Source organism: Burkholderia sp. YHN3-13 (assembly GCF_055810675.1).
This window is the reverse complement of sequence record NZ_JBVVNQ010000002.1, coordinates 270,000-295,867: the sequence shown is the minus strand read 5'-3', so window position 1 is coordinate 295,867 and position 25,868 is coordinate 270,000. Positions and strand designations below refer to the sequence as shown.

Below are 25,868 nucleotides of genomic sequence, written 5' to 3'. Positions count from 1 at the left end.
GCGGCACCGCCATACCAGGACATGGAAAGGATGAGACATGGCTGACGTCGTTCCCGCGCTGGTCGATGAAGTCCGCGCGTTCCGGCAGGCGCACCCCGAAATCCGTTATGTCGACCTGATCTGCCTCGATCTGCCAGGGCACTTCTACGGCAAGCGTTACCCGATCGATGCGCTCGAAAAGGTCGCGGCCGGTTCGCTGCTTAAGCTGCCGCAGAACTGCGTGCTGCTCGGCACGCAGGGCGGCCTCTACAAGATCGGCGACTACTGCTTCAACGACGGCGATCCCGACGCGCCGCGCCGCTTGATTCCCGGCACGCTGAAGCCGGTGCGCTGGGAGCGGCAGCCGCTCGCGCAGATGCTGATCAGTTCCGACGGCACCGATGCGCCGATCGAGTTCGAGCCGCGCGAGGTGCTTGCGCGCGTGCTGCGGCGGTTCGCGGCGCGCGGCATCCGGCCTGTCGTCGCGTTCGAGCTCGAGTTCTACCTGTTCGCCGCGCAGCTGGCGGAAGGGATGCCGCAGTATCCGCGCGACCGGTTGAGCGACGACCGCGACGATCAGCCGAACATGCATATCGAGCGCCTGTCGCGCTTTTCCGACGTGCTGCACGAGATGGTCGATGCCGCGCGCGAGCAGGGTGTCGACGCGACCGTGATCACCGCCGAGCTCGGGCCCGGCCAGTTCGAGATCAATTTCGGCCACACCGACGACGCGCTGCGCGCGGCCGACTGGTCGGCGCTGTTCTGCCGCAGCACGCGCGGCGTCGCGTTGCAGCACGGCTATCGCGCGAGCTTCATGGGCAAGCCGTACCTGCATGCGCCGGGCAGCGGGATGCACGTGCACGTGAGCCTGTACGACGACGCGGGGCGCAACCTGCTCGCGGCGGACGGGCAGCGGCCGTTGCGGCATGCGGTGGCCGGCTGCCTCGCGCTGCTGCCGCACTGCATGCCCGTGTTCGCGCCGAATCACAACGCGTTCCGGCGCTACGGGTCGATGGTGAATGCGGCGAGCCGCGCAAGCTGGGGCTTCGAGGATCGCGATGCATGCATCCGGATTCCGGAGTCGGATGCCCGCAACCTGCGGATCGAACACCGGCTCGCGAGCGCGGATGCGAATCCGTATCTGGTGCTCGCGGCGATCCTGTCAGGGATGGAACACGGGCTCGACGCGCGGATCGAACCGATCGCGCCGCTCAACGAGGATCGCGGCAGCGGGATCGATTTCCCGAAGGAGATGCTGTCGGCCGTCGCCGCGATGCAGGATCATCCGGCCGTACGCGAAGGGCTCGGCAGCGAGTTCGTGATGGTGTATTGCGAAAACAAGCGGCAGGAAGAGCTGGATTTTCGCAATGAAATCGGCGCGCGGGAGTATCGGTGGTTTCTTTGACGGCCGTGCCGGCGGCTAGAGCCGGTCAGGGAAGCGCGCGCCAGTAGCGCACCTCCTCGATCGGCGTCCCGTCGATCTCGAACGTCTTGATGTCGTCTTCGGCGACGAAGCCTTCGCGTTCGTAGAATGCCCTGGCCCGGCGGTTCTTGATCAGTACCCACAGCGACACCCAGGCATGGCCGGCATCATGCAGCGACCGGCACGCATGATCGACCAGCGCCGCGCCGATGCCTTGCCCGCAATGCGACGGATGCAGATAGATCGCTTCGATTTCGCCCCACGCGCGATCCTTGTCGGTGTCGCGGGTCGGACCGTAGGCGATCCAGCCCGTCAACGCGTTTCCCGAGAGCGCAAGCGCGACGCACGGCCGTCCTGCGTCGAGTGCATAACGCCACCCGGCCGTGCGCTTTTCGATCGACAGGCCGGCGAGGAACGGAGCCGGCATGATGTCCGTGTAGGTCGCTTGCCAGGATGCGACGTGGATGCCGGCAATGGCGGGCGCATCGGCGGCGGTGGCGGCGCGGATGTCGATCGTCGTCGTGTTCGGTGCCATGCGTACCTCGCCTGATCGTGTGCCGTGCGCAGCGTTGCCCTGCACGGAATTCATTCCGCCGGATCCAGGCTGCTGTCGATGGCGAAACTGTAGCCGAGATCCACGTGTGACGCGTCGCTCGGCGTGTCGGTTTTCTTCAGCACGAACTCGAACGCGGGTTCGTACCAGCCGTTGCGCGGCACTTCGCCACCGAGGACTTCGACGTCGTACCAGCCGTTGTCGAGGTCGATCACGGGCCGGCCCGGTTCGCGATAACGCGCCAGCAGCGCGTTCACCGATTCGTCGTTGAAGCGTTCGAGAATGCGCCACGTGTAAAGCATCACCGAACGGTGTTCGACGCGTAGCACGTATCCGCCGCGCCGATGCTGCAGACGGCTTCCCGCCTTCAGCAGTTCGGGCGTGTCGTCGTCCAGCGTGAAGATGACCGTATACGGATGGTTCTCGATACCGGCCAGCGGAATGACGACGCCTTCGAGCACGGCGTTGTCGCCGCTGTCGCCGGTCGTGAACGCGAACGCGACGTCGTCCGGCAGCCGATGTGTTTCCTTGTAGCGCTTCAGCAGCAGAAGATCGCCGACGAGGAAACAGTCGATCAGGTCGTTGAGGACTTCGGAGAATTCATGCCGCATCGTCGTGTCTTCCAAAGGCGGCGTGCCGCGACCTGCACGGCGGCACACCGCGTCCGACGAGCTTACTCGCCGAGCTTCGACGTCACGCACCCCGTGCTCGAGCATTCGCGCTCACGCTCGCGCAGGAACGACAGCCGCGACTGCGTCATGTCGTTCGCGCACTGGATATCCACGAGGTAGCTGTTGTTGCGCGTTTCGCTGCACTGTGCATCGCGCTGCTTCAGCCACGCGAGCTGGCCGGCCTTCAGCGCGGCCTGCTGGTCGCCGCTCAGTTGCTTGCGCAGGCGACCGTACTCGTCGTTGAGATCGCGATCGGATTGCGAGAACTGCGTGCTGGTGCAGTACACCTGGTCGAACGCGCTGCGCGGCTTCCCGCAGCCAGCCGCCTGTGCGGCGAACGGAACGGCGAGCGCGAGCAGCGCGCAGGATGCGAACAGCGTCTTCTTTTTCATCGTGATGCTCCTGACTGGGTGAAAACCGTTGAACCCGACGGGCGAACCCGTCATTTATTGCAGCGTCGTGCACGCGTCGATCCCGCCCGCGATCGCGGCGGACAGGCGCTGGATCGTCTCGCGCCGCGCGAGCCGTGCCTCTTCGTCCGGATTGACGATCACGCCGGCTTCGACGAGCACGGCCGGAATCGGCGCGGTGCGCAGCACGACGAGATCGTCGAAGCGGTGGATGCCGAGTGACGGGTCGATCAGCGGGCGGTTTTCGCCGCGGATCGGCTGCGCGTGATACAGCGACGGCCGTTCGCCGGCCGCGACCAGGCGTTCGGCGATCGCCTTCGCGCAACGCAGGCTTTCCGCGTAGCGCGGATTGCGTTCCGACACGAACACCGAGAAGCCGCGGAATTCGCGCTGCCGGCCCGCGTCGATGAACTGCTGCTGCATCGAGTCGTGATGGATCGACACGAACAGGTTCGCATCCGGCGCCTGCGTCGAGCGCTGATCGAGCTTGATCTCGCGGCCGTCGGCCGACGTGCGCAGCACGCGGTCGCCGTGCGCGGCGAGCCTGTCGGCGACCGCGCCGGACAGGTCGAGGTTGTACAGGTATTCGACGCGGCCGCTCGCACCGGTGGAGCCGGGGTGCGCGGGCGTATGGCCGGTGTCGACGACGATGTAGCGCCCGGAGGCCGCCTCGGTGCCGGTGGTGCCTGCGGTGCCGGCCGCATGCAGCGCGGGCGGCGCGCCGAGCAGCGGGACGCACGCGAGCACGCGCGCGGCGGCGCGCACGAACGGGCGAAGGCGTCGATGGATTCGGTTCGTCATTGTTGTTGTCGCGGAGGGCATACGGTGCGTCGCACGGTGCGGCACCGTCGGCCTGCTCGATGCAGTCGGAATGTCGCGCGATTATAGCCTTTGGCGGCGGCGCCGCAATGACGAACGGCGGTGGTCAGGCGAGCATGCGCCGGGCCGCGAGCATGCCCCAGTACGACGCTTCCTCGAACAGCGACAGCCCGGACAGGTCGGCATGCGCGAACACGACGGGGCCGTCGGCGTCGCGCAGCGCGAGCAGGCCCGGCCGGCTCAGAAAGCCGACGTCGGGTATCGCCATCGCGTGGCCGCGCACGGTGATTTCCAGTGCCGTCGCATGCTTCCAGAGTTCGCGTCCGTAGACGGCCTGCAGGTCGATCGCGGCCTGTTCGCGCAACGCATCAGGCTTGGCCTCGGCAAGCCAGCGGCGCGTGTCGTCGGGCGTTTGCGAACTCAACGCCTGATAGGCGGAGAACACCGAACGCGTCGGCGGCGACATCCGGATCAGCTGGTGGGTCGACACGACATAGCCGAGCCCCGCGCCGTCGTAGACGACGTTGTCCCACGCGAGCGGCACACCGGCCGCTTCGGCCGGCATGCCGTCGAGCAGGAAGTTGGAGACGAGCCAGGGCGCGCGCGGCGGCAGGTCGCGCGCGGGTTCGAAGCCATACGCGGCAAGCTGCGGAAACACGCGCGCCGCGACGAACAGCGGCATCGCGCAGACGACGCGCCGCGCTTTCAGCGTGAACGTCGACAGCGTGCCGTGCTCGCCCAGACGCGCGCACAGCACGTCGACGCCGCCCGCGCGCTCGGTCGCGCGCACCGCGAACCCTTCCCGCGACCACGCGTTCGAGCCGGTGCGTGCGGTGATCGAATCGCCCAGCTTCGTCACCATCGTGTGCAGCCCGTCGGGCCAGGTCAGCACCGCGCCGTCGCCCGCATCGCCCGCATGGCCGCCGCGCGACGAGAAATAGTGGAGGCCGGCCCAGGCCGATACATGCTCGTAGCCCGCGCCGTAGTCGTCGCGACAGCAGTAGTTCAGGTACCAGTGCAGCGCCTTCGCGGTGTAGCCCTCGTCGAGCAGCCACTGGCGGAACGAACGCCGGTCGAGCGCGCGCCAGCGCGGGTCGCGCGACGATTCCGCGAGCGGGATGCAGAACACCTTGCGGCCGTCGGCGCCGCGCGCGGTGCGCAGGCCGTCCGTGTACGCGAAGAACTTCGCCTGCTGCGCGAGCGCGTCGGGGTCGAGGCCGGCGGTCGGCACGATGCCGTCCTGCCACTGGCCGGCGATGAAGAGCCGCTCGTCCGGCGCATGGACGAGCGCGCGTTCGTCGTACACCGGGCGGGCGGAGAACGGCGCGGATTCGATCACGCCGAGATCGGCGAGCATGTCGCGCAGATGCGTGGATTCGAGCGACGGCAACGGCAGGTAGTGCGCGCCTTTAGGATAGCCGAGTTCGCCGAAGCGCCCGCCGGCCGCATTGCCGCCGAATTCGGGCCCCGCGAGCACCGTGAAGCGCTTGTGGCCCGCGCGGGCGAGCTGCCATGCGCACGACAGTCCGGCCGCGCCGGCGCCGAGGATCGCGACATCCGTGTCGATCGTGCCCGACGGCGGCGGCAGCGCGGCATGATCGCGCAACGCGTGGCCTTCGCGCATGCCGGGGTAGCCGACGCGCGGCGTCGTCTCGATCCAGCCGGTGCGGCCGCATGCGGCGAGCGACGCGGCCGCCGACGCAAGGAGGAACGTGCGGCGGTCCATCAGCGCAGCACGTGTTTCCAGTCGTCGTCGAAGCGGCGCACGAGCGGCTGGTCGTTGAGTTCGTTCGGCGACATCGGCAGCGCCGGCATGTCGGCCGGGAAGTGGAACATCTCGGCGGCCGTCTGCGCATCGAGCCAGCGGGTCGGCACCGAGTAACGCGTCGGCACCGTGAAGTCGCGGCGCTTGCCGGCGATCACGAAGCCCCAGTCGCCGAACGACGGCACGTAGCAGTGGTACGGCCACGTGTTGAGCCCGGCTTCGTGCAGGGTCGCGATGATGGTCCAGTACGCGTGCGGCGCGAAGTACGGCGACGTCGACTGGATCACCGCATAGCCGTTCTCCGACAGGTGGCGCGCAAGCAGGCGGAACACCGGCACCGAATACAGGCGGCCGAGCCCGAAGTTGGTCGGATCGGGAAAGTCGACGACGATCGCGTCGTACACGTCGGCGTTCGATTCGAGCCAGCGTACCGCATCGTCGTTGATCACGCGCACGCGCGGATCCTTCAGCGAGCCCTGGTTCAGCCTGACGAGCGGCGCGGACGTCGAGAACAGTTTCGTCATCGCGGGGTCGAGATCGACGAGCGTGATCTGTTCGAGGTTGCGATGCTTGAGCAGTTCGCGCACGGCGAGCCCGTCGCCGCCGCCAAGCACGAGCACGCGCTTCGCCCACGGCAGCGCCTCGATCGCCGGATGGATCAGCGCTTCGTGATAGCGATGCTCGTCGCGCGACGAGAACTGCAGGTTGCCGTTCAGGTACAGCCGCAGGTCGTCGTGCCACTGCGTGAGCACGATGCGCTGGTACGGCGTCGTTTCCGAATAGATCGTCTCGTCGCCGTACACGCCGTGCTCGGCCCAGTGCGTGATGCGGTCCGACAGGGCGAAGCCGGCGACGAGCAGCCCGATCACGAGCGACGCGCGCATCAGCTTGCCGCGCACGTTGCGGATCTCGTCGCGGAACAGGTGTGTCGTCCACAGCGCGACGCATGCGTTCAGGAGGCCGAACAGGAAGCTCGTGCGCAGCAGGCCGAGGCGCGGCGCGAGCACGAGCGGAAAGATCAGCGACACGGCGAGCGAGCCGAGGTAGTCGAAGGTCAGCACTTCGCTGACGGTATGACGGAACGCCTGGCGCCGCTGCTGGAACGCACGCATCACGAGCGGGATCTCCATCCCGATCAGCAGGCCGAGCGCGAGCACGAGCGCGTAGAGCGCCGCGCGGAACGGCGCGGCGAGCCACGCGAATACCGCGAACAGCAGCGCGGCCGACACGCCGCCGAGCAGGCCGACGAGCAGCTCGATATCGACGAAGCGGTCGAGCACGTCGTCGTCCTCGACGAACTTCGCGAGCCACGAGCCGATCCCCATCGCGAACAGGTAGCAGCCGATCACCGACGAGAACTGCAGGATCGAATCGCCGAGCAGGTAGCTCGACAGCGCGCTGCTGATCAGTTCGTAGCCGAGCCCGCACGACGCGAGCACGAGAATCGACAGGACGAGCGCGCGCTTATGCAGCATGGCGCGTCCGTTGTGCAGCGATCGGCAATGTGGATATACTGGCGCGGAATTTTGACCGCTGGCCCCGCGCGGGCCGGCCGGCGACGGGGCGGCGAACCGAGCACAAAATCCGAGGGAAAGAATGAATAGTGCCTATCTCTATGCGGTTCATTTGCTGTCGGCGTTCGTGCTGCTTCTTGTGTTCGCGGCAGTGTACCTGAAGGTCACCCCGTTCGACGAACTGGCGCTGATCCGCGACGGCAACGCGGCCGCGACGCTGTCGTTCGGCGGCGCGCTGATCGGTTTCTGTCTGACGCTCGCATCCAGCATCGCGCACAACTCGACGCTTGGCGAAGTCGTGGTCTGGGCCGTTGGCGCGATGATCGTGCAACTGATCACCTATGCGGCGCTGACGCGCCTGATGCCCGGCATGAATCATGCGATCGAGGATCGCAACATCGCGATGGGCGGCCTGATGGGCACCGCGTCGCTCGTCGTCGGCATCATCAATGCCGCCTGCCTGACCTGACGCGCCACGCGTCCGAGGAGACCGACATGAGTCTGGGTTCATTCATCCGTAAGCAGTTCATCGACGTCCTGCAATGGACGGAAGACACCGACGGCGTGCTGGCCTGGCGCTACCCGATGGAAGACCAGGAGATCCAGTACGGCGGCAAGCTGACCGTGCGCGAAACGCAGGTCGCGATCTTCGTCAACGAAGGCAAGGTGGCCGACGTGTTCCAGCCGGGGTTGTACACGCTGGAAACGAATACGCTGCCGGTGCTGACGTACCTGAAGAACTGGGACAAGTTCTTTCAATCGCCTTTCAAGTCCGATGTCTACTTCTTCAGCACGCGCTTGCAGCTCGGCCGTCGCTGGGGCACCGCGCAGCCGGTGACGATCCGCGATCGCGAGTTCGGCTTCGTGCAACTGCGTGCGTTCGGGATCTACTCGTACCGGATCGTCGACGCGGCCGCGTTCCACCGCGAGGTGAGCGGCACGCGTGCGCAGTACACGGTCGACGATCTCGAGCAGCAGTTGCGCAACCTGGTCGTCACCGCGATGAGCACGACGTTCGGCTCGGCCGACGTGCCGTTCGTCGACATGGCCGCGAACCAGTCGCTGCTGTCGCAGCGCGTGGCCGAGGCGCTGGTGCCGGTGTTCACGCGCTACGGGCTCGCGCTCGACGCGTTCGCGGTGGAAAGCGTGTCGCTGCCGGCCGAGCTGCAGAAGGCGCTCGACCTGCGGATCGGCGCGGGGATGGCCGGCGATCTCGCACGCGCCACGCAATACCAGACGGCGCAGGCGATTCCGCTCGCCGCGCAGAACCCGGGCGGCATCGCCGGGGTCGGTGCGGGCCTGGCCGCCGGCGCGGCGATCGGGCAGGCGATGGCCGGCCAGATCGCGGGCGCCGCGCAACCGGCGCCGCCCGCACCGCCCGCGCCCGCCGCGGTGCCGGCGGGTGCCGCGCCGGCAGAGGGCACCGACTACGTGCAGCGGCTCGAGCAGCTGAAGGCGCTGTTCGACAAGGGCCTCGTGACCGAAGACGAATATTCGCGCGCGAAGGCCGAGATCCTCGCGAAGCTCACCCGGTAAGCATCGCGCATGTTCAGTACCTCGTGCCCCCAGTGCGGCGCGCCGGTCGAGTTTCGCTCGGCGGCGGCCGTGATGGCCGTCTGCGCGTTCTGCCGCAGCACGCTGCTCAAGCGCGGCGCCGACGTCGAGCGGATCGGCAAGCTGGCTACCGTGATCGACGATGCGTCGCCGATCCAGATCGGTACGGCCGGGCGCTACGGCAAGCGTGCGTTCACGGTGCTCGGCCGCATCCAGATGACCTACGACGCCGGCGCGTGGAGCGAGTGGTACGTCGTGTTCGACGACGGCGCGTTCGGCTGGCTGTCGGATGCGTCGGGCCAGTACGCGATCACGGTGCGCGAGCCCGACGATGCATCCGGCGGCGCGTGGCCCGCGTTCGGCACGCTCGAGCCGGGCATGCGGATCGACCACGGCGGCCGGGCGTATCTCGTGTCCGACGTGCGTACCGCGCGTTGCACGGGCGGCGACGGCGAATTGCCGTTTCGCGTCGACGCCGGCTGGGAGGCGCGCGTCGTCGACCTGCGGACCGGCAATGCATTCGCGACCTACGACTATTCCGACGCCGATTCGAACGGCGGCAGTCCGGCCGTCTATACGGGCGAAGCGCTGGAATTCGATGCGCTCGCATTCACCGGGCTGCGCGATACCGAACACGACACGCGCGAGAAGCGCGGCGCGGAGATGGTGCCGTTCGCGTGCCCGAGCTGCGGCGCGCCGCTGACGTATCTGCCGAACGTGGCCGACTACGTCGTGTGCGGCAGTTGCCACGCGGGCGTGCAATGCACGGCCGAGCAGCAGACCGTGTTCGCCGCGCAGCGCAAGCTCGATGCGGTGAAGGGCGCGCTGGAGCTCGGCGCGATCGGCACGTTCGACGGCGTGAAGTACACGGTGATCGGCATGATGCGGTGCCGCGTGCCGGGCGACGCCGAGACCTGGGACGAATACCTGCTGCTGAACCCGAAGCGCGGCTTCCTGTGGCTCGTGCAGAGCGAAGGGCGCTGGGAGCGCGTGCAGGTGCTCGACCAATGGCCGACGATCGGCGGCGAGTCCGACGTGATCGACGGCGGCAAGACCTACCGGCTGCGCGAGGCATACGACTCGGAGGTCGTCTACGTGGTCGGTGCGTTCAACTGGCGCGTGCAGGTGGGCGATCGCACGTCGATCGTCGACTATGGCTGGCAGAAGGACAAGCTGACGCGCGAGCGCAGCGACGCGGAAATCGTCTGGTCGCGCGCACGGCCGCTGTCGGGCAGCGCGCTTGCCGAACGTTTCGGTACGCCGGCGCTGGCGGCGGTGGCCGCTTCAGGCGCGGCCGCATCGACGGGCCTGTTCGGCGGAAAGGGTCCGCACAGTTTCGCGCCGCTGCCGTGGGTGTTCAGCGCGTTGCTCGTGATCTTCAACATGGGATCGCTGTTCGCGTTCAGCGGCCGTACCGTCTACGTGCTGATCGGCCTGCTGGTACTGTGGCTGCCGGAATGGCTGTGGAAGGGTTTTGCGTCGGACGGGGGCCAGTCGTGATCCGGTACATCCTCTACGGCATTTACGGCCTGATCGTCGTCACGCTGTTCAGCTGCGCATCGATCGGCGGCAGCGGGTCGGGCGGCAGCGGCTGGGGCAGTTCGTCGGCCCGCAGCGGCTACTCGTCGTACGGGTCGCACAAATGACCGCGCGCGACGGGATCGAGCCGCCACGCGCGACGCTCGGCTCGCACGTGCTGGCCGACCTGGCCGGCGCCGACGCGGCGTTGCTGCGCGACGCGGCACGGCTCGAAGCGATCCTCACCGACGCCGCGCAACGGGCCGGCGCGCGCGTGATCGGCGCGCATTTCCATCACTTCGGCGGCGCGCACGGCGTGACGGGGGTCGTGCTGCTCGCCGAATCGCACATCACGATCCATACGTGGCCCGAGCATCGCTTCGCGGCCGTCGACGCGTTCATGTGCGGCGCGGCGCGCGCGGCCGAAGCCGTCGACGCGATCGCCGCGGCGCTCGGCACGCACGCGCAGGTCCGTCAGCAGGTGGCGCGTGGCGGGGCGTTGACCTGAAAGGGCGTTGCCCAACCGTTATCGACATGCTCAAAAGAACCGGAATGACCGCATCGATCTGCCTGGCCTGCTTCGTTGGCAACGTTGCCGCACAAGTCGCCGCCAAAACCGCCCGGGCCGGTCGTGATGATCCACTTCGACTACGACGCGAGGGACGACGCGCGCCTTCACCGGCTCGAGCAACGGCTCGATCGCGCGGTGCGGCGGGCGGGGGCCGGTGAACTCGGCGAGACCGAGCTCCATCGCGACGGCAACGACGGTTACCTGTATTTCCATGGCGCCAGCGCCGACCGCCTGTACGCGATCGCGCGCCCGATCCTGAAATCGTCAGGATGGCTGACCGGAATGGAAGTGACGTTGCGCCGCGAATCGGGCACCGAAGCGTTCGTGACGCGCTAGCGGTCGAACCGGAACGTCGACACGCTGTACAGGGTCGCGGCCGGCGTGAGAACAACGCAAATGCCGAACACGATCATCTCCTCATCAGGTGGGCCGACGGCTGTCACGCAGCCGTCATGTGACGTTGCCGCACGCGGTTCGGGCTATCGGGCTCCCCGGATCGTGTTCGTGTCGATACCGTGACAGGGCGCGTGCGCGGCTCCCGCGGTCAGTGCGGCAGGGCTTCGGCTTCGGCCCAGCGCTTGAACGAATCGAGACGCCGGCGCGTCTGCACGAGATAGAACGCACCGATCAGCGGTTCGAGCAGCCAGCGCAGCCAGGACGGCTGCGCGCGGAAGTTGTACGTGAACTTCACCTCGGTCGACCCGGGCGTGTGTTCGGTGAAGTTCCAGCTGCCGCTGAAGCGTTCGAGCACCTTCGGCCCTTCGACCATTTCGACGGCGGCGACCTGCGGCGGACGGTACGAGATGTAGCGCGACACCATCGTCGCGCCCGACTGGCTGCGGCAGAATGCGTCGACGCCCACGTTGGCCGTGGTCCCGTCGAGCAGGTAGGCGTCGGTGAGGAAGCTGTCCCACACGAGCCGCCGCGCATAATCCTGCGACCACGTGAAGAGGCGCCTGCGATCGACGCCGACGGTCCGGCTGACTGAGATCCTCATGATGGCGGGCGCGAAGGCGTGGATTGGGATGCAATCGAGTGTACCCCGCCAATAACCTGCGTTTCGTCATACTTCGTCAAGTCGAGCATGCGCTCGACTGCGTGTGATTGACGCACCTCGGGATTTCCCCTAGGATTCATTCCAACCCTTCGGGACAGACCCGGAGCGTTTCAATCTCTTGAGGGAGCCTCATGAGTACGCAACAGAACCGGCGCTTCGACGCGCTCGTTTTCATTGGTCGTTTCCAGCCTCCGCATCGTGGTCACCTGAACGTGCTGAAGTCGGCACTGAGCCGGGCCGAGCGCGTGTGCGTGCTGATCGGGTCGACCGACAAGCCCCGCACCATCAAGGATCCGTTTTCGTTCGACGAGCGCCGGCAGATGCTGGCTTCGCTGCTCGACGCGTCCGAGCGCGACCGCGTGACGATCGCGCCGCTGCAGGATTCGACGTACAACGACGGCGACTGGGTGCGCTGGGTGCAGGAGGCCGTGGCCGTCACGCTCGGCGATGTCGCGCAGCGCAAGGTCGGGCTGATCGGCCACGAGAAGGACGCCACGTCGTATTACCTGCGGATGTTCCCGCAATGGGAGCTCGTCGACGTCGATGCGACGGAAGACATTTCCGCCACCGAGATCCGCGACCAGTATTTCGCCGAACGCACCAACAGCTTCGTGCAGTGGGCCGTGCCGGAACCCGTGTTCGGCTGGCTCGAGCGCTTTCGCACGCAGCCGGAATTCGCGCAGCTGAAGTCGGAAGCCGAATTCATCGCCGCGTATCGCAAGGCGTGGGCGGCCGCACCGTATCCCGTCACGTTCGTGACGGTCGACGCGGTGGTCGTGCACTCGGGCCACATCCTGCTGGTGCGTCGCCGCAGCGAGCCGGGGCGCGGCCTGTGGGCACTGCCGGGCGGGTTCGTGAACCAGGACGAGCGGCTCGACGCGGCCTGCATCCGCGAGCTGCGCGAGGAAACCGGCCTCAAACTGCCCGAGCCCGTGCTGCGCGGCTCGATCAAGGATCGCCAGGTATTCGATCATCCGACGCGCTCGCTGCGCGGCCGGACGATCACGCACGCATGCCTGTTCAACTTCCCGACCGGCGAGCTGCCGCGCGTGAAAGGCAGCGACGACGCCGACAAGGCGCGCTGGGTGCCGCTCAACGAGTTCGCGCAGATGCGCAACGTGATGTTCGAGGATCACTTCGACATCGCGTACCACTTCCTGGGGAAGCTGTGATCCGCTGATTCCCCGCATTCCGTCCGCCGCGACAGACGCGGCGGCACTTCAACGGCCTAGAGGAGCTCTAGCCATGCAAAACGATCCCGGCGGCTTTGCCGCGGTTCTCGCCAATCCGATTCTCAATACGGATTCCTACAAGGCTTCCCACTTCCTGCAGTATCCGCCCGATGCGTCGGCGATGTTTTCGTACGTCGAATCGCGCGGCGGCCGATACGACCGCACGGTGTTCTTCGGCCTGCAGATGCTGCTGAAGGAATATCTGTGCAAGCCGGTCACGCCCGCGATGATCGACGACGCACGCGATTTCTTCGCGGTACACGGCGAGCCGTTCAACGAAGCCGGGTGGCGTTACATCGTCGAACGCTACGACGGCTACCTGCCGGTGAAGATCCGCGCGGTGCCCGAGGGCGCGGTGGTGCCGGTGCACAACGTGCTGATGACCGTCGAATGCGACGATCCGCGGGTGTTCTGGCTCGCGTCGTATCTCGAGACGATGCTGCTGCGCATCTGGTATCCGGTGACGGTCGCGACGCGCAGCTGGCACCTGCGGCAGACGATTCGCCGCTTCCTCGAAAAGACCGACGACGATCTCGCGCAACTGCCGTTCAAGCTGCACGACTTCGGCGCGCGCGGTGTATCGAGCGCGGAATCGGCCGCGATCGGCGGCGCCGCACACCTCGTGAACTTCATGGGCTCGGACACGGTGCTCGGCGTGCTGGCCGCGAACCGCTTCTATCGCGAGCCGATGGCCGCGTACTCGGTGCCGGCCGCGGAGCACAGCACGATCACGTCGTGGGGCCGTGACGGCGAGGCCGATGCGTATCGCAACATGATCCGCCGCTTCGGGTTGCCCGGTGCAATCGTGTCGGTCGTGTCGGATTCCTACGATCTGTTCGCCGCGCTCGATCTGTGGGGCGGCGAACTGCGGCAGGCCGTGATCGATTCGGGGGCGACGCTCGTCGTGCGGCCGGATTCGGGCGATCCCGTGACGATCGTGCTGCAGACCGTGCGCGCGCTCGACGCGTCGTTCGGTTCGACCGTAAACGGCAAGGGGCGTCGCGTGCTGAATCGCGTGCGCGTGATTCAGGGCGACGGTGTCGACGAGGCGTCGATCGAAGCGATTCTGACGGCGCTCGACGACGCGGGCTATGCGGCCGGCAACGTCGTGTTCGGCATGGGCGGCGCGCTGTTGCAGCAGGTGAACCGCGATACGCAGCGCTTCGCGATGAAGTGCTCGGCGGTCCGGCGCGGCGGCGTGTGGCACGACGTTCGCAAGGATCCGGTCACCGACCGGGGCAAGCGTTCGAAGCAGGGGCGGCTCACGCTGCTGCGCAATCGGCGCACCGGCGAGTATCGGACCGTGACGCTGCCCGTCGCGTGGGACGACCGCATGCTGGAAGGCGAGTGGGACGACGCGCTCGAGACCGTGTTCGATACGGGGCGGCTGCTCGTCGATACGACGTTTGCCGAGGTGCGCGCGCGGGCGCATGCGGGCGAGGCGTAACTGACGGCGGGCGCGGCAAGGCCGCCGCGCCCGCCGGCGCTCCGTTTACGCTTCGCCGGCGCGGGCGACGAGCCGGCGCAGCACGGCGTCGGCGTCGATTTCGCCTCGAACGACATCCGCGCGCGCCGACTCGAAATCGATCCAGCCCTCGTTGAAGCCGTCGAGCATGCGCATGCGAGGTTCGGGGTAACGCATGTGCTGCGCATCGAACAGCGCCGCCCATGTGTCGCGCGGCACGGCTTCGGCGTGCACCGGGCGCCCGAGCACGCGGGCAAATGCGGCCGCGAGGTCGTTCGGGCTGACGCGGCGAGGCCCTTCGAGCTCGACGACGCGTGTGCCGGTCCATTCGTCCTGCAGCAGCGCGGCCGCGGTCCGGCCGACGTCGTCGGTCGCCACCATCGGCACCGGTTTGTCGAGCGGCTGGAGAAAACTGTGGACGACACCGGCGTCCCGGGCGGTCGTGACGTCCCAGGCGGCATTCTCGAGGAACCACGCGGGACGCAGGAACGCGACGGGCAACGGCAAATCGGCGAATGCCTGCTCGATCATCGTCAACTGCGTCAGCAGATTCACCTGTGTCGCCTGCGCGCCGATCGTCGACAGGCAGACGACCTTGCGCGGACGCGCCGCCCGCAACGCCGTGCCGACGGCATCGATGACGGCGCGCGTTTCGGGGAACCCCGGAGACGGATCGAAGCACGGCGGCAGCAGGACGAAGACGCCGTCCGTGTTCGCGAAGGCCGCCGTCAGCGCGGCGGCGTCGGTCATGTCGGCAACCGCGACCTCGCAACCGCGTTCGGCCCACGGTGCGGCGCGGTTTGCGGCGCGCGCGACCGCGCGTACGGTTTGGCCGGAGGCGAGCAGCGTTCGGGCGAGCGCGCCGCCGACCTGCCCGGTGATACCGGTAATGGCATACATGGTTCGACATCCTCATCGAGAAGGGAGCGGGCGCACCGATTCGGTCGGGCGCCGGGACTGCATCCGGCGTTCGGACTTGCCGTCGCGATGCATCGGGTTGCATGATAGGGATCGGCGATTCCTGATGGAATCGAATTCATGTCATTGGATTGGTGATCTTGAGTCATGAGTGAAATCATGGGTATCGACGGGCGAATTCTGGCGAACGTGAGCGTGTTGGCCGCGATCGTCGAAAGCGGCAGTTTCGCGCGCGCGGCCGACGCACTCGGCTTGTCGCCCTCCGGGGTCAGCCGGGCCGTGGGGCGGCTCGAGGCACGCGTCGGCGTGCGGCTGCTCGATCGCACGACGCGGTCGGTCACGCTGACGGACGAAGGGCGCCGGCTGTACGAAGAGATCGGCCCGCTGCTTGCCGGCATCGGCGATGCGCTCACGCTGGCCGCCGGTTCGGCCGCCGCCGTGCGCGGCAGGTTGCGCGTGAACGTCGATGCGTATTTCTCGCGGCGGATGCTGGCGCCGCATCTTCCGGCGTTCCTGGCGCGCCATCCCGATCTGTCGCTGGAACTGGCGGCGCGCGAGCAACTCGGCGATCTGGTCGCCGACGGATTCGACGTGGCGGTGCGGTTCGGCGAGCCGCCCTCGTCGTCGCTGGTGGCGCGCAAACTGCTGGAAACCCGTGCGCTGACGGTCGCTTCGCCCGCTTACGTGAAGCGGCACGGCCGTCCCGTGGTGCCGGCCGATCTTGCCGGCCATGCGTGCATCCAGATGCGCAATACGCTGACCGGTCAGCCGCTCGAATGGGTCTATCGGCTGGGGCGCAAGCGCGTGCCGGTCAAGACGGCGGGCCGGCTGCTCGTCAACGACGCCGGCACGATGCTCGGCGCGTGTCTGGCCGGTGTGGGTGTCGCGCGTTTCAAGGCGAGCGGGGTGGCGGGCCTGATCGAGCAGGGGCGGCTCGTCGAGCTGCTCGCGGATTGGCGCGGCGAGTCGTTTCCGCTGTTTGCCTACTATCCGTCGCGTCACCTGCCGCCCGCAAAGGTGCGGGCGTTCGTCGATTTCGTCGCGGAGATCGTGGCGGCCGGCCCTTAGCGTGCCCGCCTGCCGTCAACGCGGGCCGGCAACCGGCCGTGCGATCGCGTGCGCCGCCGAACGCGTTGCGTCCATCGCCCGCGCAAGCGCATCGAACACGGCGGGCCCCTTGCAGCGCGATACGTTGAAGCGCAGGTACGACGTCGCGCCGTGCGACGGACTGAACACGTTGCCGGGCGCGAGCACCACGTCGTGATCCAGCGCGTGGCGCGCCACGCGCGCGCCATCGAGCCCGTCGGGCAGTTCCGCCCACACGAACAGGCCGCCGCGCGGCTCCGTCCAGATGCCGAGCCCGGCCCGTGTGAGGCGCCGGATCGTTTCGCCCATCGCATCCGCGAGACGCGCGTGCAGGCTGTCGAGATGGCGCCGGTACGTGCCGTCGATCAGCAGCCGGTGCACCACGTTCGCGCCGATCTGCGCGTTGCCGAACGACGTCGCGAGCTTCAGGTCGACGAGCGCGTCGATCCATTCCGGGCGCGCGGCGACGTAGCCGCAGCGGATCGCGGCCGACAGCGTCTTCGAGAAGCTGCCGATCGACACGACGCGCGACAGCCCGTCGAATGCCGCGAGGCGCGGCGCGGGCGTGCTTTCGAAATCCGCGAAGATGTCGTCCTCGACGATCAGCAGCCCGTGCTCGGCCGCGAGCGTCAGCAGCCGGTGCGCGACGGGCGGCGCGAGCGTCGCGCCGGTCGGATTGTGCAGCGCCGCGTTGGTGATGTACAGGCGCGGGCGATGCTCGGCGAGCACCTGCTCGAAGCGCCCGAGATCGGGACCGGTCGGCGTGTACGGGACGCTGACGATCCGTGCGCGGTGCGCGCGCAGCAGCGCCTGGAAATTGAAGTAGCACGGATCGTCGAGCACGACCGTGTCGCCGGGTTCCAGCAGCAGGCGGCACACGAGATCGAGCGCATGCGTGCCGCCGTCGGTCAGCATGATCTGCGTGGGCTCTGCATGGACACCGTGCTGCGCGAGCCGCCATGTGAGCTGCTGGCGCAGCGCGGGCAGGCCGAGCGGCGTCGCGTAGTCGGTCAGCGCGTCGGCGTCGTCGCGCGACACGGCGCGCAGCGCACGGCGCAGGCTCTCGTCCGGCAGCCACGACGACGGCAGCCAGCCGCAGCCGGGCTTCACCGAGGTCGGCGCCGCTTCGAGCGACTGGCGCGACAGCCACAGCGGATCGAGTTCGCGATCGAGGCGCGGGCCGAGATCGGCGAGCGCGAGCGGCGGCGCGTGGCCCGACACGTAGAAGCCCGAACCGCGCCGCGCAATCAGCACGCCTTCGCTCGCGAGCCGCTCGTACGCATCGACGACCGTCGATTTCGATACCCCCAGACTGTCGGCCATCATCCGGATCGACGGCACGCGTGCGCCGGGCATCAGCGCGCGGCTCGCGATGCGTGCGTGCAAGGTATCCATCACGGTTTCGACGCGTGTACGCGACGCCGCGGGCGGAACGGGAGACGGGGCGACCTGGCTCATGGCGAAAAATGAACTGTACGGCCGGTTGTCCAGTACAGTTCGTCCGGATTGTATTGGGCTGTAGCTTACGCGCTTTTCGCGGGCGGCGGATCATCGGTGATCTACTTTTCCCGTTCAGGATTTCCCGTGCAAAAGACGACCGACGGATGGCTCAGCGGCCTGCTGGGCGTGATCATCTTCAGTGGCTCGCTGCCTGCGACGCGTATCGCGGTGCAGGGGCTCGATCCGCTGTTTCTCACGTTCGCGCGGGCGACGATCGCCGGTGCGCTCGGCCTGCTGCTGCTCGCCGTGCTGAAGCAGCGGCGGCCGACGCGTGCCGAGATCGTGTCGCTGGCCGTCGTCGCGCTCGGCGTCGTGGTCGGTTTTCCGTTATTGACGGCGCTCGCGCTGAAGCATGTCACGTCGGCGCACGCGATCGTGTTCGTCGGCCTGCTGCCGCTGGCAACCGCGTTGTTCGGCGTATGGCGCGGCGGCGAGCGGCCGCGGTTGCCGTTCTGGATCTTCTCGATCGTCGGCAGCGGCGCGGTGGCCGCGTTTGCGCTGCGCAACGGCGGGCAGGCGTCGGTCGTCGGCGATGCGCTGATGCTGGCGGCGATCGTCGCGTGCGGGCTCGGCTACGCGGAAGGCGCGCGCCTGTCGCGCCAGCTCGGCGGCTGGCAGGTGATCTCGTGGGCGCTCGTGCTGTCGCTGCCGCTGATGGGGCCGCTCGCGTGGTTCACGTGGCCCGCGTCGTTCGACGCCGTCGATGCCGCCGCGTTGTGGGGGCTCGCGTACGTGTCGCTGTTCAGCATGCTGATCGGCTTCGTGTTCTGGTATCGCGGGCTCGCGCTCGGCGGGATCGCCGGTGTCGGCCAGCTGCAGTTGCTGCAGCCGTTCTTCGGTTTCCTGCTGGCGGCCGGCCTGCTGCACGAAACGGTGCCGCCGTCGATGATCGTCGTGACGGTGGTCGTGGTCGGCTGCGTGGCGGGCGCGAAGTATTTCTCGAAGATGGCGCCCGTGCGGCGCGCGGGGTGATCGAGGCGCGCGGGCGCGCGCCCCGTCCCGCGATGCGCGGCGTTATTCGAACGTCTCGAGTGCGAGCAGTTCCTCGATCGTTTGCCGGCGCCGGATCAGCCGCGGCGTGCCGTGATCGACGAGCACTTCCGGCGCGAGCGGCCGGCTGTTGTAGTTCGAGGACATCGACGCGCCGTATGCGCCCGCATCGTGCAGGAACAGCAGGTCGCCGATCTGCGGCTGCGGCAGCTTGCGGTGCGTGACCACGCCGCCCGCGTCCTGCGTGAACACGTCGCCGGATTCGCACAGCGGGCCCGCGATCGCCAGATCGACGGCCGGGCGGCCGGCCGGCGGCGTGCCGTCGTGCGCGTGCACGGACACCGCGTGATAGCTGCCGTACATCGACGGCCGCATCAGGTCGTTGAAGCCCGCGTCGATCAGCACGAAATCGTGCTTCGGCCGGCGGTTCACGGCCTGCACTTCGGTGACGAGCGTGCCGGCTTCCGCGACGAGGAAGCGGCCCGGTTCGATCTCGATGCGCACCGGGTGGCCGAGGTGCCGCTCGATCCGCTTGCGGGCGGCGTCCCACTGGCTGAAGTAGTGACCGACGTCGACGCGCGGTTCGCCGTCGCGATACGGGATCGACAGGCCGCCGCCGGCCGAGATCGCGTCGATGTCGTGGCCGAGCGACGTGACGAGATCGACCATCGCATCGCACACCTGCGACAGGTGGCCGTAGTCGACACCCGAGCCGATGTGCATGTGGATGCCGACGAGCTTCAGCCCGTACTGGCGCACGATCTCGATCGCGCGCGGCACGTCGTCGATCCAGATGCCGTGCTTGCTCTGCGGGCCGCCGGTGTTGGTCTTGTTGCTGTGGCCGTGGCCGAAGCCGGGATTGACGCGCAGCCACACGCGGTGGCCCGGCGCGTGCTCGCCGATGCGCGCGAGCATGTCGAGCGAGCCGGCGTTGACGGTTACGCCGTGCTTGAGCACGGCCGCGAGCGTCGGGCGGTCGATCAGGTCGGCCGTGAACACGACGCCTTCCGGTTCGCCGGCCGGGCTGAAGCCCGCCGCGAGGCTGCGTTCGATCTCGCCGAGCGACACGGCGTCGACGCACGCGCCTTCCTCGCGCATCAGCTTCAAGATATGGACGTTCGAGTTCGCCTTCTGCGCGTAGCGGATCACGTCGAACTGGCGCAGTTGGGCAATGCGGTCGCGGATGACGTCGGCGTCGTACACCCACAGCGGGGTGCCGTATTGCTGCGCGAGCGTCGCGAGCTGGCGGGAATCGAGTGACATATGGTGGATGAATCGGATCGAATGAACGGATAGTGTGGATGATGCACCCGATCGTCTATACAGTAAAATGCCTGTTTTTAGATGTTCGATTCATTTCTGATATAGATAGTCATGCTCACGCACCGTCACATCGAGGTATTCCGCGCGCTGATGGTCACCGGCAGCACGACGCGCGCGGCCGAGATGCTGTACACGTCGCAGCCGACGATCAGCCGCGAACTCGCGCGGATGGAGCAGGTCGTCGGCTTCGCGCTGTTCGAGCGCGCGCATGGCCGGCTGCGGCCGACGATGGCCGCGCTCACGCTGTTCGACGACGTGCGGCTCGCGTATGTGGGGCTCGAACGCGTCGCGGCGACGGCCGCGCGCCTGCGCGAGTTTCGCGACGGCCAGCTGTCGGTGATCGCGCTGCCGGCGTTTGCGCACGCGATCCTGCCCGGCGCGGCCCGCCGTTTTCACGGCGCGCATGCGGGTGTCAGCCTGTCGGTCGAAACGCAGGAATCGCCGATGCTCGAAGAGTGGCTGACCGCGCAGCGTTACGACCTGGGGCTGACCGAGCACGACGTCGCGCCGGCCGGCACCGTGCTCACGCCGCTGCTCGAAGTCGATGAAGTATGCGTGCTGCCCGACGGTCACCCGCTGCTCGCGCAGGACGCGATCGACCTGCTGGATCTCGCCGATCGACCGTTCGTGAGCCTGTCGCTGAACGATCCGTACCGCATCCTGATCGACGAGGCGTTCGCGCAACTCGGCGTCGCGCCGCGCTCGGTGGTCGACACGCCGTCGGCCGTATCGGTGTGCGCATTCGTGCGGCAGGGGCTCGGCGCCGCGATCGTCAATCCGCTGACCGCGCTCGATTTCGTCGGGCGCGACCTGCACGTGCGGCCGCTCACGCGATCGTTTCCGTACCGCGTCAGCATGATCGTGCCCGAGCACCGGCCGAAGAATCTGCTCGTCGATGCGTTCGCCGATGCGCTGCGCGGCGAGGCGAAGGCCATCCGCAGGCGGCTGGCCGCGCACCTCGGCTAGCGGCCCCGTATGATGGGCGTTTCGCCGCCATCGTCCTCGTTTCCAGGAATCTCGCCATGACCGCCGCATCGTCTTCCCTCGAACCACCGACACTCCGCGGCGAGCGCGTCGTCCTGCGGCCGCTCGATGCATCCGACCGGCAGGCGCTGCTCGATGCCGCCGCCGACGGCGAGTTGTGGAACCTGACGGTCACGGTCGTGCCGGGCGCGGGGACGATCGACGCGTATATCGATACCGCATTGCAGGGGCGCGCGGCCGGCACCGTGATGCCGTTCGTGATCGTCGATCGCGCATCGGGCCGCGTGATCGGCAGCACGCGCTTCTGGAAGATCGACCGCAAGAATCGCAAGCTCGAGATCGGTCATACGTGGTTGAGCGAATCGGCGCAGCGCACGCGTGCGAATACCGAGGCGAAGTGGCTGCTGCTGGCGTATGCGTTCGACACGCTGCACTGTGTGCGCGTGCAGTTCACGACCGACGAGCTGAACGAGAAATCGCGCGCGGCGATCCTGCGGATCGGCGCGAAACAGGAGGGCATCGTGCGTCACGAACGGATCATGCCGGATGGCCGCAAGCGCAATTCGGTGCGCTTCAGCATCATCGACGACGAATGGCCGGAAGTGAGCGCGCGGCTGGTGGCGAAGCTCGCGAGCTGACGCGTGACGTGCGTCGCGCCGCCGGCGGGAGCGGCGGCAGCGCGACGACGGGGGAAGCGGGGCGCCGCGCGCGAGGCGCGGCGCTGTATCGCGTTACTGCGCCGAAGCGAGGTGATGACGCTGCGCGAGCTTCTGCGCGTCCGCGTAGTGCGCCTGCAGAATCGGCAGCGACTGGCGTGCGACTTCCTTCAGCTTCGTGTCGCGGCCCGAGGCGATTTCGGCCTGGAATGCCGAGATCGCCTTCTGCTGGCCCGCGAGCGCGACCTGCTCGATGTATGCCTTGTCGAACTCGGCACCGCGCAGGTTCTTGATGCTGCTCAGCACGGCCGTGTCGGGGTCGTTGGCCGGCACGTCGACGCCGCGCGGGCTCGCCGCGCGCATCGCCTGGATGATCTTTTCATCGTCGGTCGACACGCGTTGCGCGAATGCCTTGACCTGGCTGTCCGACGTGCGCGAATCGGCGATGCGCGCCGCGTCGTGCTGCGTCGACACGGTCTTCGTGCCGTCGGTGATGAAGGCCTGGTCGGCTTCGTGGATGCGCGTCGCGGCGGCGGCCGGCGCAGCCGGTGCCGGTTGCGCGGTTTGCGCGGTCGCCGTCACGGCGACGAGAAGCAGGCCAGCGGCAGACAAAGCAAGGCGCGAGATGGGGGGGAAGCGGTTCATGAGGACCTCCTGTCAATCGGGGCTCTGGTTGAAAAACGGATCACGTGATCCGTCGCTGTGCGAGAGACCGGGCGCGCCCGGACCGGATTCGACCACCGCTCTGCCGCGGCGCCGGTCGAAGTGTTTCCCGGCCCGACTGATTCTAGGAGGGCGGTCGGGTAGCAGGTGCAACCGCGATGTGGCTTGTGTAACGGTTGGTAAGACGAAACGATGCGCGCGCCGGCGGACAGGTAGTGCGTACCTGATGCCCCTGCGGCGGCGGCAATTTTTGCGTGCGCGTGACGCATGCGATGCATGGGACGCACGCGCGTGTCATCGGTGGTTGAGCGTCGTGCTGTCGGGTCGCGCATGCGATGCGCGAGCAAGCGTCACACGCGATCGAGCAACGCATCGAGGCGCAGCAGCAGCGGTGTCGCGCAATGTGCCTGCAATGCATCGGGCGCGGTGTAGCCCCACGCGACACCCTGGAACGCGATGCGTGCGCGTCGCGCTGCGTCGGCGTCGCGGATTTCGTCGCCGACGTACAGCACTTCGTCGGCACGTACGCCGGCCTCGCGCACCAGCGCGCGCAGGCGACGCGCCTTGCCGAACAGCGGAATGCCGCATGCGAACGTGTCGACGTGGGCACTGGCACGCGGGCCGAGCCGGTCGCGCACGATGTCTTCGGTGTTGGACGTGGCGATCGCGATACGGATGCCGCGCGCGGCGAGCGCGTCGAACGTTGCGTCGACGCCGGGGAACAGCGTCACCTGCGCGACGCGCGGCCGCATCAGGCGGCGCATGTCGATCGTCACGCGCGGCACTTTCCACATCGGCACCTCGAGCGCGCGAATGATGTCGCGTGCCGACATGCCGCGCAGCGCGGGGCGCAGTTCGGGCGTCACGTCGCGGAAGCCGTGCAGGCGCGACGCTTCCGACAGCGCCGCGAGAAAGCTGTCGAGCGAATCGGCGAGGGTGCCGTCGAAGTCGAATGCGATGAGGCGGAAGGGCATGAGGCGACGTGACCGGTTCATGGGGCGGGTGACATTGTCGCCGATTCGGCCGCGGCGGATCGATGGTGTACCTTGTCCGCCGCTTCACGGCGCGGTATCGTCGATGCTCCGCCTTCCGACCTCGACCGGAGAACCGCCGTGCCCGCAGCCGCCCCCGCCACGCTGAGATTTTCCACCGACAAGCGCGAACTCGACATCGACGCGATCCACGACTTCCTGCATCGCGATGCGTACTGGTCGCAGGGCATTCCGCGCGACGTGGTCGAGAAGGCGATCGAGGGTTCGCTGTGCTTCGGTGCGTATGTCGGCGACCGGCTCGTCGGGTTCGCGCGGCTCGTTACCGATCATGCGACGTTCGCGTACCTGTGCGACGTGTTCGTGTTGCCGGCCGATCGCGGCAACGGCTACGGCCGTGCGCTGATCGATCACGTGTTCGCGCAGGAGATGGTGCAGCGGCTGCGCCGCATCATGCTCGTGACGACCGATGCGCACGAACTGTACCGGCCGGTCGGCTTCGGGCCGTCCGCGAATCCCGAGCGGCTGATGGAGATCCGCCGCCCCGACATCTACGCGAAACGCTGACGCGCGGCGCAGCGCATACAATACGCGCTTTCCGTTTTTTGCCGAAGAGAAGCCCATCATGACCGAACAGGAAGCCGAACAGCTCGCGACGCACCGTCACTACAAGGGCGGGCTGTACCGCTACATCGGCGTTGCACGCCACTCCGAAACCGAGGAATCGGTGGTCGTGTACGAGCATCTGTGGCCGCATGCGCGCGGGCTGTGGGTGCGCCCGGAAGCGATGTTCAACGGGAACCTCGAGGACGGTACGCCGCGCTTTCGCAAGCTGCGCGACTGATCCGTGCCGGCGGCGCGTGCGCCGCCGCCGCGCGAACCGGCCAATCCGTCACGCGCCGGCCAGCGCCTTCACCAGCTCGGGCGGCGCGTGTCTGACCGTCACCTCCGGCGTGCCGTGCCACGCCGCGAGTCTCTTCACGGCCTTCGCGACGTCGGCCGCGAGCCCCGCACCGACGCGCACGCCCGGCTCGACATGCACCGCCTTCAGCTCGAACGTACCCAGCGTGCGATGCGCTTTCGCATCGACGCGGCCGACCAGCCGGCCGCGATGCAGCACGGGCAGGCAGAAATAACCGTAGCGCCGCTTGTGCTCGGGCGTATAGCACTCGATCGTGTAGTCGAAGCCGAACAGCGTCGACGCGCGCCGCCGGTCCCAGACGACCGGATCGAACGGCGACAGCAGCGTCGTGACCGTCGAGCGCAGCGTGTCGGCCTCGGCGGCCGGCAGCCAGGCTTCGAGCGAGCGATGCACGTAGGCCGGTTCCTTCCAGTCGTCGATCCGCGCCGGAATCAGGTCGCCGGCTGCCGCGAGCCGCTCCAGTTCGTCGCGGTACGAGCGGCGCGGCAGCCGGTAGTAGTCGGCGACCCAGTCCGCGCGCACGACGCCGAGCGCACGGCACGTGTAGTCGAGCAGCGCCGGCAGCACGGCTTCGCGTGGCGGCAGGTCGCGTGAATCGTCCCAGCCGGGCAGCACGCGTTCGCGGACGTCGTACACGCGCTGGAAATTGCGGCGTTCCGACACCATCAGGTCACCCGTCGTGAACAGCACCTCCAGGTGCCGTTTCTCCGGCTTGCGATCCCACCATCCGTTGCCCTTCGCGCCATCCTCGCGCGCGAAATCGGCCGACCGCACCGGGCCCTCGTCGCGAATCCGCGCGAGCAGCCGCTCGATGTCGGGCCGGTTGCGCTCATGCCATTCGGCCGCGTATTTCCAGCCCATCCCCGACGGATCGAGCATCTTGTAGCGCATCAGCCCGAACTGCTCGACCGGCAGGAAGCATGCCTCGTGCGACCAGTACTCGAACAGGCGCGCTTCGGCGAGATGTTCGTCGAGCCACTGCGGCGCGAAATCGCCGAGGCGGCTGAACAACACGAGATACGGGCTGCGCGCGACGACGTGAATGGTGTCGATCTGCAACTGCGCCATGCGGCGGATCGTGTCGAGCACGTCGGTTTTGGTTGCCTTGCGGCGGGGCGGCGTCAGCAGGCCCTGCGCGGCGAGATGCAGCGCGCGGGCGGCGGCGGGCGAGAGCGTAAGCATCGGAATGGCGGTCGAGGGTGGTGATCGGGGACCACTTTAGCGCGAAAGCGGCGCACGCGTGCGATGCGCTGCCGCCGCGCGTCTGACAATGCTTGACAGATAGGTTTCGCAAGTTTCCCTATAG

Annotated in this window: 28 protein-coding genes; 15 read left to right on the top strand and 13 right to left on the bottom strand. The window is 67.9% G+C overall.

Annotation, left to right across the window (positions count from 1 at the left end; genetic code table 11):
- Nucleotides 1-37 precede the first annotated feature (37 nt).
- Nucleotides 38-1,384 carry a glutamine synthetase family protein gene (locus AC0KUR_RS06260; protein WP_069706811.1) on the top strand — a complete coding sequence of 449 codons (1,347 nt, stop codon included), beginning with the start codon at nucleotides 38-40 and terminating at the stop codon, nucleotides 1,382-1,384.
- Nucleotides 1,385-1,409: 25 nt separating this feature from the next.
- Here AC0KUR_RS06260 and AC0KUR_RS06255 read toward each other — a convergent pair whose 3' ends face one another.
- From AC0KUR_RS06255 to AC0KUR_RS06230, 6 genes are all read right to left on the bottom strand, one after another.
- Nucleotides 1,410-1,937: a GNAT family N-acetyltransferase gene (locus tag AC0KUR_RS06255; protein WP_049029693.1), complete on the bottom strand. Its 528-nt coding sequence runs from the start codon at nucleotides 1,935-1,937 to the stop codon at nucleotides 1,410-1,412.
- A gap of 50 nt (nucleotides 1,938-1,987) precedes the next feature.
- Nucleotides 1,988-2,566 carry a hypothetical protein gene (locus tag AC0KUR_RS06250; protein ID WP_473375674.1) on the bottom strand — a complete coding sequence of 193 codons (579 nt, stop codon included), beginning with the start codon at nucleotides 2,564-2,566 and terminating at the stop codon, nucleotides 1,988-1,990.
- 62 nt (nucleotides 2,567-2,628) lie between these two features.
- Nucleotides 2,629-3,018 carry a lysozyme inhibitor LprI family protein gene (locus AC0KUR_RS06245; protein ID WP_034189366.1) on the bottom strand — a complete coding sequence of 130 codons (390 nt, stop codon included), beginning with the start codon at nucleotides 3,016-3,018 and terminating at the stop codon, nucleotides 2,629-2,631.
- A gap of 54 nt (nucleotides 3,019-3,072) precedes the next feature.
- Nucleotides 3,073-3,837: an N-acetylmuramoyl-L-alanine amidase family protein gene (locus tag AC0KUR_RS06240; RefSeq protein WP_034189367.1), complete on the bottom strand. Its 765-nt coding sequence runs from the start codon at nucleotides 3,835-3,837 to the stop codon at nucleotides 3,073-3,075.
- A gap of 124 nt (nucleotides 3,838-3,961) precedes the next feature.
- Nucleotides 3,962-5,581 carry an FAD-dependent oxidoreductase gene (locus AC0KUR_RS06235; RefSeq protein WP_473375554.1) on the bottom strand — a complete coding sequence of 540 codons (1,620 nt, stop codon included), beginning with the start codon at nucleotides 5,579-5,581 and terminating at the stop codon, nucleotides 3,962-3,964.
- Entirely contained in the window at nucleotides 5,581-7,095 is a 1,515-nt protein-coding gene (locus AC0KUR_RS06230; RefSeq protein ID WP_049033466.1) for a polyamine aminopropyltransferase, read from the bottom strand. The genes AC0KUR_RS06235 and AC0KUR_RS06230 overlap by 1 nt, the downstream gene beginning before the upstream one ends.
- Nucleotides 7,096-7,216: 121 nt before the next feature.
- On the opposite strand from AC0KUR_RS06230, the gene AC0KUR_RS06225 reads away from it, so the two are divergent.
- From AC0KUR_RS06225 to AC0KUR_RS06200, 6 genes are all read left to right on the top strand, one after another.
- Nucleotides 7,217-7,603, top strand: coding sequence for a DUF350 domain-containing protein (locus AC0KUR_RS06225; protein WP_034189370.1), 387 nt, complete (start codon nucleotides 7,217-7,219; stop codon nucleotides 7,601-7,603).
- A gap of 26 nt (nucleotides 7,604-7,629) precedes the next feature.
- Complete coding sequence (locus tag AC0KUR_RS06220) at nucleotides 7,630-8,670, top strand: SPFH domain-containing protein (RefSeq protein ID WP_473375553.1); 1,041 nt, start codon at nucleotides 7,630-7,632, stop codon at nucleotides 8,668-8,670.
- 9 nt (nucleotides 8,671-8,679) lie between these two features.
- Nucleotides 8,680-10,188 carry a DUF4178 domain-containing protein gene (locus AC0KUR_RS06215; RefSeq protein ID WP_473375552.1) on the top strand — a complete coding sequence of 503 codons (1,509 nt, stop codon included), beginning with the start codon at nucleotides 8,680-8,682 and terminating at the stop codon, nucleotides 10,186-10,188.
- A complete protein-coding gene (locus tag AC0KUR_RS06210) occupies nucleotides 10,185-10,334 on the top strand; it encodes a hypothetical protein (RefSeq protein WP_155291822.1) in 150 nt (49 codons plus the stop codon). The genes AC0KUR_RS06215 and AC0KUR_RS06210 overlap by 4 nt, the downstream gene beginning before the upstream one ends.
- Nucleotides 10,331-10,714, top strand: coding sequence for an adenosylmethionine decarboxylase (speD, locus tag AC0KUR_RS06205; RefSeq protein WP_049035595.1), 384 nt, complete (start codon nucleotides 10,331-10,333; stop codon nucleotides 10,712-10,714). Before AC0KUR_RS06210 ends, speD begins: the two co-directional genes overlap by 4 nt.
- Nucleotides 10,715-10,840: 126 nt before the next feature.
- Nucleotides 10,841-11,113: a hypothetical protein gene (locus AC0KUR_RS06200; protein ID WP_226194131.1), complete on the top strand. Its 273-nt coding sequence runs from the start codon at nucleotides 10,841-10,843 to the stop codon at nucleotides 11,111-11,113.
- Between the two features lie 208 nt (nucleotides 11,114-11,321).
- Here AC0KUR_RS06200 and AC0KUR_RS06195 read toward each other — a convergent pair whose 3' ends face one another.
- Nucleotides 11,322-11,774, bottom strand: a complete 453-nt coding sequence (locus tag AC0KUR_RS06195; RefSeq protein ID WP_034189375.1) for a type II toxin-antitoxin system RatA family toxin — start codon at nucleotides 11,772-11,774, stop codon at nucleotides 11,322-11,324.
- Between the two features lie 191 nt (nucleotides 11,775-11,965).
- On the opposite strand from AC0KUR_RS06195, the gene AC0KUR_RS06190 reads away from it, so the two are divergent.
- Together AC0KUR_RS06190 and AC0KUR_RS06185 are read left to right on the top strand one after the other, a co-directional pair.
- The gene (locus AC0KUR_RS06190; RefSeq protein WP_034189376.1) at nucleotides 11,966-13,006 is read left to right on the top strand and encodes a bifunctional nicotinamide-nucleotide adenylyltransferase/Nudix hydroxylase; all 1,041 of its coding nucleotides are present in this window, start codon (nucleotides 11,966-11,968) and stop codon (nucleotides 13,004-13,006) included.
- Nucleotides 13,007-13,079: 73 nt separating this feature from the next.
- Nucleotides 13,080-14,513: a nicotinate phosphoribosyltransferase gene (locus AC0KUR_RS06185; protein WP_473375551.1), complete on the top strand. Its 1,434-nt coding sequence runs from the start codon at nucleotides 13,080-13,082 to the stop codon at nucleotides 14,511-14,513.
- 45 nt (nucleotides 14,514-14,558) lie between these two features.
- On the opposite strand, the gene AC0KUR_RS06180 is transcribed toward AC0KUR_RS06185, so the two are convergent.
- Nucleotides 14,559-15,431 carry an NmrA family NAD(P)-binding protein gene (locus tag AC0KUR_RS06180; RefSeq protein ID WP_473375550.1) on the bottom strand — a complete coding sequence of 291 codons (873 nt, stop codon included), beginning with the start codon at nucleotides 15,429-15,431 and terminating at the stop codon, nucleotides 14,559-14,561.
- 177 nt (nucleotides 15,432-15,608) lie between these two features.
- Here AC0KUR_RS06180 and AC0KUR_RS06175 point away from each other — a divergent pair, with 177 nt between their 5' ends.
- The gene (locus tag AC0KUR_RS06175; protein ID WP_034189518.1) at nucleotides 15,609-16,517 is read left to right on the top strand and encodes a LysR family transcriptional regulator; all 909 of its coding nucleotides are present in this window, start codon (nucleotides 15,609-15,611) and stop codon (nucleotides 16,515-16,517) included.
- Nucleotides 16,518-16,532: 15 nt separating this feature from the next.
- On the opposite strand, the gene AC0KUR_RS06170 is transcribed toward AC0KUR_RS06175, so the two are convergent.
- Nucleotides 16,533-17,993 (bottom strand): aminotransferase-like domain-containing protein, encoded by a 1,461-nt coding sequence (locus AC0KUR_RS06170; protein ID WP_069706822.1) that lies wholly within the window; start codon nucleotides 17,991-17,993, stop codon nucleotides 16,533-16,535.
- Nucleotides 17,994-18,119: 126 nt separating this feature from the next.
- Here AC0KUR_RS06170 and AC0KUR_RS06165 point away from each other — a divergent pair, with 126 nt between their 5' ends.
- Nucleotides 18,120-19,007: a DMT family transporter gene (locus AC0KUR_RS06165; protein WP_034189380.1), complete on the top strand. Its 888-nt coding sequence runs from the start codon at nucleotides 18,120-18,122 to the stop codon at nucleotides 19,005-19,007.
- Between the two features lie 42 nt (nucleotides 19,008-19,049).
- On the opposite strand, the gene lysA is transcribed toward AC0KUR_RS06165, so the two are convergent.
- Nucleotides 19,050-20,288, bottom strand: a complete 1,239-nt coding sequence (gene lysA / locus AC0KUR_RS06160; protein ID WP_473375549.1) for a diaminopimelate decarboxylase — start codon at nucleotides 20,286-20,288, stop codon at nucleotides 19,050-19,052.
- Nucleotides 20,289-20,399: 111 nt separating this feature from the next.
- Here lysA and AC0KUR_RS06155 point away from each other — a divergent pair, with 111 nt between their 5' ends.
- Nucleotides 20,400-21,314: a LysR family transcriptional regulator gene (locus AC0KUR_RS06155; RefSeq protein WP_059556801.1), complete on the top strand. Its 915-nt coding sequence runs from the start codon at nucleotides 20,400-20,402 to the stop codon at nucleotides 21,312-21,314.
- Between the two features lie 56 nt (nucleotides 21,315-21,370).
- Entirely contained in the window at nucleotides 21,371-21,970 is a 600-nt protein-coding gene (locus tag AC0KUR_RS06150; RefSeq protein WP_034189383.1) for a GNAT family N-acetyltransferase, read from the top strand.
- A gap of 93 nt (nucleotides 21,971-22,063) precedes the next feature.
- On the opposite strand, the gene AC0KUR_RS06145 is transcribed toward AC0KUR_RS06150, so the two are convergent.
- Both AC0KUR_RS06145 and AC0KUR_RS06140 read right to left on the bottom strand, forming a co-directional pair.
- Nucleotides 22,064-22,633: a DUF4142 domain-containing protein gene (locus AC0KUR_RS06145; RefSeq protein ID WP_049034712.1), complete on the bottom strand. Its 570-nt coding sequence runs from the start codon at nucleotides 22,631-22,633 to the stop codon at nucleotides 22,064-22,066.
- A gap of 368 nt (nucleotides 22,634-23,001) precedes the next feature.
- On the bottom strand, nucleotides 23,002-23,625 hold the full coding sequence (locus tag AC0KUR_RS06140) for an HAD hydrolase-like protein (protein WP_473375548.1): 624 nt from the start codon (nucleotides 23,623-23,625) through the stop codon (nucleotides 23,002-23,004).
- A 138-nt stretch (nucleotides 23,626-23,763) separates the two neighbouring features.
- Here AC0KUR_RS06140 and AC0KUR_RS06135 point away from each other — a divergent pair, with 138 nt between their 5' ends.
- Both AC0KUR_RS06135 and AC0KUR_RS06130 read left to right on the top strand, forming a co-directional pair.
- Nucleotides 23,764-24,207 (top strand): GNAT family N-acetyltransferase, encoded by a 444-nt coding sequence (locus AC0KUR_RS06135; protein ID WP_034189386.1) that lies wholly within the window; start codon nucleotides 23,764-23,766, stop codon nucleotides 24,205-24,207.
- Nucleotides 24,208-24,265: 58 nt separating this feature from the next.
- Nucleotides 24,266-24,484, top strand: coding sequence for a DUF1653 domain-containing protein (locus tag AC0KUR_RS06130; protein ID WP_006480837.1), 219 nt, complete (start codon nucleotides 24,266-24,268; stop codon nucleotides 24,482-24,484).
- 48 nt (nucleotides 24,485-24,532) lie between these two features.
- Here the strand turns inward: AC0KUR_RS06130 and AC0KUR_RS06125 are convergent, their stop codons facing one another.
- A complete protein-coding gene (locus tag AC0KUR_RS06125; protein WP_473375547.1) occupies nucleotides 24,533-25,744 on the bottom strand; it encodes a winged helix-turn-helix domain-containing protein in 1,212 nt (403 codons plus the stop codon).
- Nucleotides 25,745-25,868 lie beyond the last annotated feature (124 nt).